General features: G+C 42.0%; 12 protein-coding genes and 1 pseudogene. 10 read left to right on the plus strand and 3 right to left on the minus strand.

The genetic code is table 11. The annotated features are described in order from the left end of the window. The 3 genes and pseudogenes from QVD32_RS11495 to QVD32_RS11505 form a co-directional block, all read right to left on the minus strand. Positions 1 to 515, minus strand: a pseudogene (locus QVD32_RS11495) (hypothetical protein); the annotation flags it as partial. A 29-nt stretch (positions 516 to 544) separates the two neighbouring features. Beyond that, positions 545 to 985 (minus strand): class-II aminoacyl-tRNA synthetase family protein, encoded by a 441-nt coding sequence (locus tag QVD32_RS11500; RefSeq protein ID WP_287710226.1) that lies wholly within the window; start codon positions 983 to 985, stop codon positions 545 to 547. Positions 986 to 1,038: 53 nt separating this feature from the next. Then, positions 1,039 to 1,371: a hypothetical protein gene (locus tag QVD32_RS11505; protein ID WP_287710227.1), complete on the minus strand. Its 333-nt coding sequence runs from the start codon at positions 1,369 to 1,371 to the stop codon at positions 1,039 to 1,041. Positions 1,372 to 1,567: 196 nt separating this feature from the next. Here QVD32_RS11505 and QVD32_RS11510 point away from each other — a divergent pair, with 196 nt between their 5' ends. The 10 genes from QVD32_RS11510 to QVD32_RS11555 all read left to right on the plus strand — a co-directional run bounded on the left by QVD32_RS11510 (position 1,568) and on the right by QVD32_RS11555 (position 11,507). Beyond that, positions 1,568 to 2,380 carry a hypothetical protein gene (locus QVD32_RS11510; protein WP_287710228.1) on the plus strand — a complete coding sequence of 271 codons (813 nt, stop codon included), beginning with the start codon at positions 1,568 to 1,570 and terminating at the stop codon, positions 2,378 to 2,380. A 56-nt stretch (positions 2,381 to 2,436) separates the two neighbouring features. Beyond that, positions 2,437 to 4,008, plus strand: coding sequence for an SU10 major capsid protein (locus tag QVD32_RS11515; RefSeq protein WP_287710229.1), 1,572 nt, complete (start codon positions 2,437 to 2,439; stop codon positions 4,006 to 4,008). A 65-nt stretch (positions 4,009 to 4,073) separates the two neighbouring features. Continuing rightward, the gene (locus QVD32_RS11520) at positions 4,074 to 4,526 is read left to right on the plus strand and encodes a hypothetical protein (protein ID WP_287710230.1); all 453 of its coding nucleotides are present in this window, start codon (positions 4,074 to 4,076) and stop codon (positions 4,524 to 4,526) included. Positions 4,527 to 4,552: 26 nt separating this feature from the next. Further along, a complete protein-coding gene (locus tag QVD32_RS11525) occupies positions 4,553 to 5,272 on the plus strand; it encodes a hypothetical protein (RefSeq protein ID WP_287710231.1) in 720 nt (239 codons plus the stop codon). A 6-nt stretch (positions 5,273 to 5,278) separates the two neighbouring features. After that, positions 5,279 to 8,671, plus strand: a complete 3,393-nt coding sequence (locus QVD32_RS11530) for a CotH kinase family protein (RefSeq protein WP_287710232.1) — start codon at positions 5,279 to 5,281, stop codon at positions 8,669 to 8,671. 19 nt (positions 8,672 to 8,690) lie between these two features. Continuing rightward, the gene (locus QVD32_RS11535; RefSeq protein ID WP_287710233.1) at positions 8,691 to 9,617 is read left to right on the plus strand and encodes a hypothetical protein; all 927 of its coding nucleotides are present in this window, start codon (positions 8,691 to 8,693) and stop codon (positions 9,615 to 9,617) included. Between the two features lie 13 nt (positions 9,618 to 9,630). Continuing rightward, positions 9,631 to 9,834 (plus strand): hypothetical protein, encoded by a 204-nt coding sequence (locus QVD32_RS11540; RefSeq protein ID WP_287710234.1) that lies wholly within the window; start codon positions 9,631 to 9,633, stop codon positions 9,832 to 9,834. Between the two features lie 41 nt (positions 9,835 to 9,875). Then, positions 9,876 to 10,181, plus strand: a complete 306-nt coding sequence (locus QVD32_RS11545) for a hypothetical protein (RefSeq protein ID WP_287710235.1) — start codon at positions 9,876 to 9,878, stop codon at positions 10,179 to 10,181. A gap of 126 nt (positions 10,182 to 10,307) precedes the next feature. Further along, positions 10,308 to 10,787 (plus strand): hypothetical protein, encoded by a 480-nt coding sequence (locus QVD32_RS11550; protein ID WP_287710236.1) that lies wholly within the window; start codon positions 10,308 to 10,310, stop codon positions 10,785 to 10,787. Positions 10,788 to 11,000: 213 nt separating this feature from the next. After that, the gene (locus QVD32_RS11555) at positions 11,001 to 11,507 is read left to right on the plus strand and encodes a hypothetical protein (RefSeq protein ID WP_287710237.1); all 507 of its coding nucleotides are present in this window, start codon (positions 11,001 to 11,003) and stop codon (positions 11,505 to 11,507) included. The last annotated feature ends 161 nt before the right edge of the window (positions 11,508 to 11,668 follow it).

Raw genomic sequence — 11,668 nt, forward strand, 5'->3', positions numbered from 1 at the left:
CACTTCAAGAGAATGACACGGATATAGCGGTACTGACTATGAAGGCGCAACTGCTCGAAGACCTTGGCTAACTTAATCTGGGCATTGCGAAGAAGAAAAGGTATATCATCGCCACCATCCTTGTTCTTGATTCGGGCATAGGCGTAGGCGAAGAAATAGAAATCGTGCTTGCAGCGGAGACGGATGAGATAGCGGAAGACAGCATCACGTGCTTTCTCTTGATCGAGGTCGGGCATGTACTTCTCGCAGAAGGCTTGGATGGAACCGCACTTGATGATGGCGCAGAACTTCTTTTCCTTCAACATTTCTACCGGAAGCCAAAGCTTCTTGCCTTTTAAGAAATCCTCAATGACACACTCGAAACGAAGACCAGGGGCGTTTTCTCCAGTAATGGGACGATAGCTAGCGAGGAGGCTTGTGAGCCTTCTCTTATCTTCCTCTAGAAATTCTTTGAGCTTCTTTTCGGAAATCTGCTGCTGAGGTCGTACCTTTAATGAAGATTTTGCTACTGGCATTTTTTATTTTTAATGTTGAGTGTTGAATGTTAAATGTTGAGTTTTTGAGACTTGCGAATGAATCCTTCTGCCTTGGCATAGATGAATCCGATGGCAAAGAGGATGAGGTGATAGATGCCAGCTATGTGAGGGAGGAGGCATCCAATCACTAGGAGGATGAGCATCTGCCAGAAGGCTAAGCGTTTTCGCCTGTAGAGCCACGGAGCGGTGAAGCCCATGAAGAAGGAGATAATGACCGATGCGCCCAAGACTGGGAGGGACGGATAATAAAGGAAGGAGAGAGCCACGGATGCAAGCCACGAAGCCAGCACTCGATGAAAGCGAAACAGACGATGCACCATAAGGAGGCACCAGGCATTAACAGCCCAATGGATGAAGTTGGCATGACCGAACATGTAAACGAAATGGGAGTATTGAGGCGAGGATGGCGACACAGCAAGATTGGCGTGCAGCGGAATGATGAAAGCCATCAGGAGGACGATGAGGAGTGTTATATATAATGTACGCATAATGAAAGAGAGTTTTATCGAGTGATGAATGATGTTTTCTTATTGCGGAAATAATTGTTGATTTTCATCTGTATGTAGCGAGGAGCCATCCCCATGTTGGGTGCAGGGAGGTCTAGGCACACATACACAAGATGCTTGGTGTTGTATTCCTTGTATTGTTCCATCTGACGGAGGCGCAAGAAATCCTGATAGAAGGCTTCGAAGAGTTTTTCTTTCATGGCTTGGTATTTGCCGAACTTAGGCTTTTCCCCCTTGATGCGTTTGCATACATACCGATAGGCTGTGCTATCAGCGAGATAATAACAAGAGGCTGGCATCTTGGCGATGTAATCGCATATCTTAGCCATGGTGGTAGGATATTCTACCATCCTCTTGGCCTTACGAAAGAGCAGAAACATTTCCTGGTCTCTTTTAAGGTAAATTTCGGATATGGAATTTAGATGTTTCATGCCAACAAAATTAATTCATCAAGATGCAGAACTTATCACAAAGTAATGCGAAATTTTGCTTAATTTAGCACACAAATATTAAAAAAGAACGTTTATGGCAAAAGAAACGATTGATAATCAGAATGTTAAATCAAAGCGAGATTCTTTCAGAGAGCGTCTTGCTCAGCGTTATCCCGACCTGAATATGGACGATGATGAGGCTGTTTTTAACCAAATTGCGACCGATTACGACCAGTACGACCAAAGCAAGAAAAGGATGGACGACTTCAACAATATGCTGAAAGAAAATCCTCATGCGCCTGGGCTGGTGACAGGTCTCATTACAAAGAAAAATGCCGATGGTGGCGACTTCAACCTTATCGACTACTTGATAGACGAGCTAGGACAGGACTACATCGAAGCCATCAATGGTGACGAGGAGGCTAGGAAACGCTTGAAGACTAGCGAGAAGGAAAAGCTAGCAGCCAGTGAGAAGCTAGCCAAGGGCAAGGAGACTCTTGCAGCCAACATGAAGCAAGAGGATAAGGAACTTGATGCAGCCATGAAGGAAGCCAAGATTAAGCCCGAGTCTATCAAGGACTTGATAGAGTGGATGTATAAGCGCAGTGATGATGGCGAAGACCACGATGATGATGGATTCGTATGGCGTGCAGCTCGCTATGAATTGAAGAAGGCTGACTTCTTGCGTCTCTTCCAAATCAAGGATTTCGACAAGGCTGTGGCTGATGCCGAGGAACGTGGCTACAAGCGTGGCAAGAACGAGAAAATCGACCAACAGAAGCAGCTACATGATGGAAGACAGGGTGGCAAGCGGAACATCAATATCAATGGTGGCGGTGGTGCTCCTTCTCTTCCAAAGGAGAAGAGCCGAACCGAACAGGTGTATAGCCAGATGGTTGGAATGTAGCTCTTATCAATTAAGAATTTATAGTTAATAATTAATAGTTTAAAAAAATGTAGATTATGAAACAGTTTAAGAAATGGTTTGGATTCATGATGGCGATTTTCGTCATGATTCTGAGTGGTGGCAGCTCTTATGCTATGGCAGAAACTCCTCCTAATATTCCAGCAGGTGAAGGTGGCGGTGGTCCTACAGGTCCAACGGATGGACCAGGTGTAGGTGGCACGGGTCCAAAGTGGCAGGGTGGAAGCCAAGAGCAACAGGAGAAGATGAACAACTGGGACTACTATGTGGCTCATGTGAACCCTACCGTGGTGGAAATGAAGCTGGAGAGTTGCCCAATCGACCAGATTCTTCGAGCCTCGAAGCGAATGACTCCTGTGGACAGCAACCGCATTGAGTACTATTCCATCGGTCAGCGACCAATCAAAACAAAACTTGCAGCGAAGTTAAGTAAAACTACAAACGGTGGCTCTGTAAAGCTAACGGTGGAAAATGCGACAGTGTTTGGTACTGGTGACATCATTATGATTAAAAGCTGTCTTGGCTATCAGGACAACGGTACTGACCGAAGCACGATGATTCCTTTGCAGCTGCGTGTAACAGAGGTAGATAACGATGGAAACCCTACATGCTATGCGCTGAATGGAAAGAAAAACGCCAGTCGTGGAAACCGGGACATTCCTGAGGATATTGAGGCTGGTACTGTAGTAATGCGACTGGGACGAGCCGCAGGTGAAAAAGAGGTAGAGACTGGTAGCTACTACTCTATGCCAGACAAGAGCTTCCAGTATTGCCAGCGATTCATCATGCAGGTGGAGGAATCTCTTATCGACCGTATGAGCAAGACCCAGGTGCAGTGGGACTTCACACGTCAGGAGAAGATGGCTATGGACGATATGCGCCAAGGTCAGGAGCTGAGCGGACTGTTTGGCTATCGCTCTATGTCGAATGGTGGCAAGGATGTAGGTCTTGTCTATACCATGGGTGGCATCTTCTGGGAAGCTGGTAAGGATTTGCAGATTGGACACTGGGAGCCAAAGATGTTTAGACAAGCCGATGGCACTCTTGTGCCTGTAACCGTAAAAGTGACCGTACCTGATGAGACTTCTTCCGGTACGAAGGAAGAGACCAAGCAGGTATATGAGTATGTGATTAGTGAGAAGGAGCTGACCTCATTTATTGCTGCTATGTTGAAGGGTGCAGGTAACTCTAGCCGTACCAAGTTGCTCTTCGTGGACAACTTGATTTATCAGGCATTTGCCAACCTCCGCTCTAACAAGCGCATCATTACACAGACTGAAAAGGACTACCAGGGATGGAAGCTCGACTTCGAGAAGTTCGAGAGCATGGGAACTAAAATTCTCATTTATCGCCACGATGCCTTCAATAGTTGGGGCATGGATGGTAGAGCCTTCTGTTTGGATGCTCGTTATCTCGACAAGTATGTATTTGGTACTTGGTCACGAAATGAGTTTAATGCCAAGGATTTGCTGATTCGCAACACCGCAGGTGTGGTAATGGAGGAGTATAGCTGTTGGGTTCTGACATTCCCGGATGCCCATGCTCGTGTATCTCGCCCTGCCTTCACAGAGGACGGTGTGACCGATGAGCAGATTCAGGAGGCTGCTTAATCAAAACAAAGGAAACTGATAGTTTTCTAACATATATCAAAACTCGGGGATAGTTGAGGCTCTAGATGGGAACAATAGCCCTCGGACTAGGCTTCGCTATCCCTTCACCCATAAACACAAAAGATATGTATAGATTTGTAGCAAACAGTATGCTCATCTTTGTGGTGACTCTGCCTAGCGGACTTGTGAAGAGCGTGGAGTTTGAGAGGTGCAGCAACAATGCTTATTCTTACCTCACGGACAACAAGCAGGTGGCAGACTGCATCAGAAAGCATCCGTTGACCAAGGCTGGACGCATCAAGGATGAGAGCGAACCTGAACCTGAGCCAAAGAAAGCTCTTGATGAGGTAATAGGGAAGGCGATGGACTTGATGGACGATAACGCCCTTCGCTTCGAGAATATCACCAAGGCTAAGAACTATCTCCAGAAGACCTTCAAGGTGGATGTAAGGAAACTGAAATCGCCTGAGCAGGTGAAGGAGAAGGCTAAGGAGCTTGGGGTTGAAATAGTTTTTTAGTTAATAGTTTATAGTTAATAGTGCCTATGGAAGCATTGATGAGTGACCTTGTGAAGGAAATGAGGCTTGCGTTGGACGAGGTGAAGCACGATGAGCTGAATGATGTCTTTGCCGATGATTCGGACGAGGAAATGAAACAAGCTATCGAGACAGCAGCACAGCAGCTATTGCTGCAAGCACCACCGCAGATGCTACAGCCCCAAAGGGTAGTGGTTTCGCTGAATGAAAGCGGTAAGCAAGATTATGATGCCATTCAGACACAATACACTGATGGGCATGGTAGCCTTGTGATACCTGATGATTGGCTGAGGCTGGTGGAGCTGAGGCTGAAAAGTTGGTCTTCCTCGTTGGTGGCTTTGATGGACCCAGGAAGCAAGGAGGCTCAGATGCAAGCCTCTCGATGGACTAGGGGGACACCGCAGAAGCCGAAGGGCATGATAACCGTTTCGCCTACTACAGGAAAGCGAGTACTGATGTACTGGACTGCCGGAAGGTATTCTGCTAACCATGATACGCCTACAAACAAGGTGTATGACCATGAAGTGGAGCTATTCACATACCTTCCTTATCAAAAGGTGAAGGATGTGCTTGAAAAGGATGGGAAAACGGTGACAGACCAGAAAATCATCCTAGCCCTGACTGACGAGTGTAAGAAGTATCTCATCTATCGTGCCATCTCTATCTTCTTGATAAGTAAGAAGGAGAGTGAACTGGGCGAGAAGTATAACCAATTATCACAAATTTAACAAGATATGGCTAATGATATAGACAAAACAAGTCCTCACTACAAGGGGGAGTTTGGCAGTATATACGAGGTGAACCAGAAGTTTCCTTCGGGAGGCGTGGAAGGTGACTACGTGGCTATTGATGGCTGGGCGCATTACTGGAATGCGGACAGGGGAACTTGGTGCGTGAATGCCCAGAGGGATAGCTACTGGGATGAGCTGATAACTGGCATCATTGAGAAGTTTAAACTCATCAAAGGAGCTACGTATATGGGCGTAGCAGGTCTTGATACTGTGCCAGCTAAGGTTATCGGTGCCAAGATGTATTATTTTGCGACCGTAGCTGGTACGTATAAGAACTTTGGGGGGCTTGTTGTTCCTCAGGGCATCAATGTGCTTTATTCTGAGAATGGCAGCAGCTGGGTATGCTCTACTTTGCTGGAAGTGGCTCAGGAGTTGGGCGTGAGCACAAGGAATGTAGTTAGCCAAAAGGTGGTGAATGAGGCATTGGCAAAGAAGGCTAATACTGCTGATGTTGATACAAAATTTACAGAAGAGAAAAAGCGTGTTGATGCCGAGCTTGCTAAGAAGTTCGACAAGGAGAATATTGCCCAAGAGTTCGGCGATTCAAAGGACAAGGTAGTCTCCCAGTTTGCCATTCCATTCCGTGAAATTGAGTCTCCAGAGTTCATCAAGGTAATAGTAGATGCAGAAGACCACTTCTTGTTTGGAATCCAGCTTGATGGTTCCATTGAGTGGAGCAAGGGTATTCCTGCACCAATCAGAGCCAAGTTGCAAGAGATTATCAACCAGTGCCAGCAGGATAAGACGGATATTCTTGAAGCTATTAATGCTGCCAAGAAAGAATTGTCTGCAAGCATTACTGCATTGCAGGAAGGTAAGGTAGACAAAGAAGAAGGAAAATCCCTCATTGAAGATGAAGTAAAGGAGTGTTTTAGAGTAATTGAGAACGAAGAATTTATCAAAGCTATAGTAGATGCTGAGGATAGAGTTCTCTTTGGTATCTACAGAGCTACAGGCAAGCCGTACTATCCTCAAAATGATATGTACCACATATCACAGAGCGAAGAGTTCCTTTGGGTAATTCTTGATGCAGCAAATCATCCTCTTCTTGGTATTCTGCAAGATGGCACTTGTTGGGCAGCCAAGCCTCAGTGGCTTGATGATATTAAGGCTATCAAGGAAGCTCTTTCAAGTATTGACGAAACCCTCAAAAACTTCCAGCCAAAGGAAGATGGTAAGGGCTTGATAAGTCTTGATGTTGCTGACAGCTTCTTCTATATCTCCAATGATGAGTATATCATTGCAGTGGTAGATACAGAAAACAGAATCCTTGCAGGAATCAAGTATGATGCACAACCATACTTCCCTAACCATGAAATGTACTCTGTAATAACCAACGAGGAATGGCTTTATGCTATCATTGATGCAGAAAACAAGGTTCTTGGTGGTTTCCATGCAAATGATGGTCACATGTTTGTTGGAGGAATTGATATTAGTACTTTTATCTCCGATGCTATTATTGATATAGCAGACATCAAAGAACGCACTGCTCATCTTTCTACAATAGAGAATGATGAATATCTTTCTGTAGAGACTGATGCCGAGGGTAAGGTAATTGGATATACTGCTCCTGATGGCAGTCATTATTTCTATAAGGTAAAGTCTGAAACTATTCCAATAGAATTTGAGCATATTGAAGACCCTGAGAAAAGGATGGAGATTACTACTGATAGAGAAGGAAAAGTAATGTCTTATCGTGACTCACAAGGCAAGAAACATGAGCATGATATGGAAGTCACAAACCTTGAAGTATCAAATCTTAACCTCCAAGGAAATAGTGTATACAATATACAAGATGCCTTGAAAGCAAACGGTTTTACTATTAAAACCCCAGCTGATTGGAGTGAATACATTACCCAAAATGGTGATTATCCTCTGAACATTCCAACTCCTCGCTGTGCAAGATTAAACATAATTTCAAGTAGTGATTTGACAAAACTATCAAAAGTAGGTTTAGCTGGTGCTGTAAAAGGTAAGAATTATGATATTCCTGCTGTCGTTGAATTTTGGGACATGCAAGGCAATTACTTTAAGAAGAATTCATATATATCAGGGCAAGGAAGTAGTTCTATGAATTATATAAAGAAGAGCATTGCCCTTGATTTGTTTGATTCAGAGGTTGGGGGTGATAGCTTTTCTGTGAAGTTTGGAGAGTGGGTTCCTCAAGACTCATTCCATTTAAAGGCTTATTATACAGACCCATTCAGGGGAATGTGTGTAATAGGATACTCTATATATAATGATATAGTAAAGACTAGAGGATTAGAAAAGGATTACGTGTGGAAAAGAGCCTTGCTTAATACAGATGCAATAACTCCTACTAACCCTATCGTAAATGGAAAGAAAGAAGTGCTATTATATACAGAAAGTGGTGCTCGTTGTTTCCCAGATGGTTTTCCTTGCATGGTTTTCCAAAATGGAGAATTTTGGGGATTATATAGCTTCCAATTAAAGAAGCATCGTAGTAATTATTGTCTAAATAAGAAAACTGCTGAACATATACATCTTGATGGAAATATTAGTGAAACATCATTGTTCAACGCTAATGGTGATAGTTCTTTGATACAATGGAAAAATATCAACAAGGTTGGTTTTGAAATCAGAAATCCTAAGTCGTTGTATCTTATGGATGGAAGCGAATATGATGCAGACCTCAATTCCGGTGAACTTATAGACGAGTCATCAGAGTTTTATGATGAGTTAAAGCATAAGACTAGCGCAAAAGTTAAGAAATATATAATTGATTTCTCAAAGACACTAGCAACGATTAAGGCTGCTGAAGATGTATATTTAGGCAATAAGACAGATGAAAATCTCAAAGCTATAAAAGATACGTTGGAGACTTATTTCGATAGCGAAAATCTCATTGATTATTTAATAACTTGTGATTTGCTTAGAAATACAGATGGATTTGCAGATAACTGGCAATGGGTTACATATAACGGAGTAAAATGGTATGTATGTTTATATGACGTAGATGCAACTTTAGGTAATCATTGGCAACCAGTTCAAACTATAAATCCTCCTTTGTATGGTAAGCATGTTACACAAATAATAAGCAAGATTTCTATGATGAAATATATTACCACTTATTACGTGAGTGAATTAGAAGAAAGATATGCTTATTTACGAAAAAATGGAATCATAGATGCAGAGAGAATAGTAACAAAGATAAGAGATTGGATGTTACGTTTTGGCGGTCAATATGCTTATGAACTTGAAGCTAATAAGTGGACTGATTTCGTTAAAAATGATAACATCTTTAGAGTTCATAAGTGGTTAATTACCGAAATAAATAATTTGGATAAGGTATACCACTATAATTCAGAAGTTTAACATTTTAATATATTTAATTATGGGAAATTGTTTAGTAACAAAATTGAAGGCATCCGTTAATAACCCTGACCTTCCGAAACTTGGCTATTTATTAGCCAAAATGAAGAATACTTCAGGAAATTATGTAGATTTTACCTATAAGGGTGCTATTAGAGTGTTTATTGATGGAGACAATGGAAGTGGTCACATCAAGAATTTAGCAGGAACAACCTCTAGGGATAACAATAGAGATAACTCTTTTCAGAAATTCTCTGTTGGTGAATACAATGTTAATATAGAGAAAGGTTCTCTATTTAAAGCATTCTATCACTCTACTGGTTATATGGATATAGATTTGGAGCAGTTTAAATACTGCACAAGTCTTGAAGAGTTATCTTTTGGTAGCCATCCTGACCCAAATGCACCTTCATCCAAACCTAATCAGCGTGAATATTTTTGGAAAGGTGACATAGCTAATTTAGCCAATCTTACTAATCTGAAAATCCTTAAATGGGACTGCAAAGACATGCCTTACGAAAACCACAAGGTGTATGGTAATATTGAATCTTTAAGCAATTTAACTAACCTTCAAGAGCTTTCAATAGCCGAAATGAAAACTTTTTCAGGTGATATAGTTAAGGCTTTCGGTAAGATGGTAAAACTTACAGATTTGAGAATTGCTAACAACGCTTGTACCGGAGATACTATCGACCTTGTAGCAGCTTGGAGAAGTAATGGAAAAACAACTGGTGAGCTTGACTGGAACTACATGTTTGCTTCTCCAGGTATTACCTTTGGTGGTAATAAATTTGGTAACGAGTTTGGTGTTGCCAAACTCTATTGGGAATCAGATTGGTGTGCTGTTGTTGCTTCTGCATACGTTAAATGTAGCAAGAACACCCCTTCGTCTAAGATAACAGAGTGGCAGAATGCTGGTAAGAGTGTTGAAGTTGTAGATAAAGCTTAAAATATAAGTAAATATGGAAAATAAAATTTTGACAAAACCTTTTAAGGTTATTTACAAAGGTAAGGAATTAGTTAAAGAATTAACTAAAGAACCTAATAATAACAAGGTTTATGTGGCAGTAGATGCTACCGCAGCAGAGTTTGACACATACTCAGAAGCCAAGGCTTACGTAGATGAGCATAACTTGGTGTATGAGGAGTCAAAGTATGGGGAGTAAAACTCCAAGACGAGACTTTGTAAATTAAGAAATAAGACGATATGAAGAAGAATAAGAAACAATTACACGAAGCACTGGCAGTGCTTTTGACCAAACTTTCATCGGCAAGGGAGAATCCCTTGCTGATGGATAATTACGTGACGAAAGCCTTGCGCACGGTTCTTTTGGAGTTCAAGGAATCGGGCGAGCTTTATGCTGCCTACAAGGAGCAGATACATTCCACCATGGAAAGTGATAATCCTTGGATAGGCATGTTGATGAAATCGATTGGCGGTGATACCTCCATCAAGGAGAGTATGACAGATGAAGCCATTGAAGGCATGGTAGACTCAATGTTGGGAGAATAAACTATGAAGGATTGGACAGGAAATAGAAAGAGTATGTTCGTGACCTTGGGAGCATCCAACCACACGGACAAGGAGCGTGAGAGTAATGACTTTTACGCTACTGACCCTATAGCCATTGATAAACTGGTGACAGTTATACAGCTTCCTCGTAAAATATGGGAGTGTGCTTGTGGTACAGGGTGCTTATCTGACCGACTGATGGACTTCGGGCATGAAGTAATCTCCACCGACCTTGTGGACAGAGGCTATGGGGGAGTAAGAGATTTCTTGGAAACTACCGAACTGCCGAACGATTGTACTTGCATCCTCACCAATCCGCCATACAAGTATGCCCTGGATTTCATTAAGCACAGCTTGGAGCTTCTTCCTGATGATGGACTTTGCATCATGTTCTTGAAGACTACCTTTCTAGAAGGACAAAAGAGGTATGATGAGCTATTTAGCAAGCATCCTCCTCAGTATGTGCTGCAATTCTCACGAAGAGTGCTTTGCGCCAAGAATGGAGAGTTTCAGAGAATGAAGGACGGAGGAGGCAGTGCTGTTAGCTATGCTTGGTTCGTTTGGAAGAAAGGTTATCATGGTGATACAGTCATCAAGTGGATATAATATAATAAGGTGTAACTCTTGATGGGGCTACACCTTATTTTATATATGATGTATTTGTGATTGTTGCTTACAGATTGTTATATTAGTAAAATTTAACCTTAAAATTTTGCTCAAAATGAATTGGTTTGAGCAAAAAGTTGTAATTTTGCTACAGATTTTTGATTTTATCAAGAACGTATAAACAATTAACTATAGACAAAAGGAGGTTTTTCTATGACACAAGAACAAGAAGCCGAAGTCCAACGGTTGATAAAGGACGTAGATGTTACTGAGCTGATGGGTATGCTTATGAAGCATGGCAACAGATATTCCAGAAGAATCTTAAAGTTCTTCCGGTGGTACTGCAAGTATATGCCTATAAGCCTCATGTTCTTTCACGCTTATGGTATCTGGGACTTTTCTCAGCATCCCAAAGAAATGTTTGTTCCTCACGAAGAAAATTTGCCATGTTATCTCTTCATTTATTTTATGGTTTATATTCTTCCGATGGTGACAATTCTGGCTAGTAGATTTTTCTTTTTGTGCTGGTGGTATCGTATTCCTTTCTTCTATTTCTTCGGCGTGAATGCTGCCCATATCGTGGAATGGAATTGGTATACTACCAAGGACATGGTGGACTCTTGCTATACAGTTATGATTGTAACTGGTATGTTTTATCTCTATGGCTTTTCTGATATGGTCATTAATAAGACGAGGATAGGTAGAAAATTCTTCTCATGATAGAGATTGCTGGAGATAATAAGAGAATAACAGAGATTTTTGGAGAATAACGGAGAAAATTGGAGAATTATGAAAAAAATGTTGAATTATGAGACCCTGGGAAATGCGTTGAAGGCGATGAGCGATGCTTGCTTCAAGGCTGCAGAGCAGCAGAAGAATGG

The organism is Barnesiella sp., assembly GCF_022723415.1.
Classification (GTDB): domain Bacteria; phylum Bacteroidota; class Bacteroidia; order Bacteroidales; family Barnesiellaceae; genus Barnesiella; species Barnesiella intestinihominis.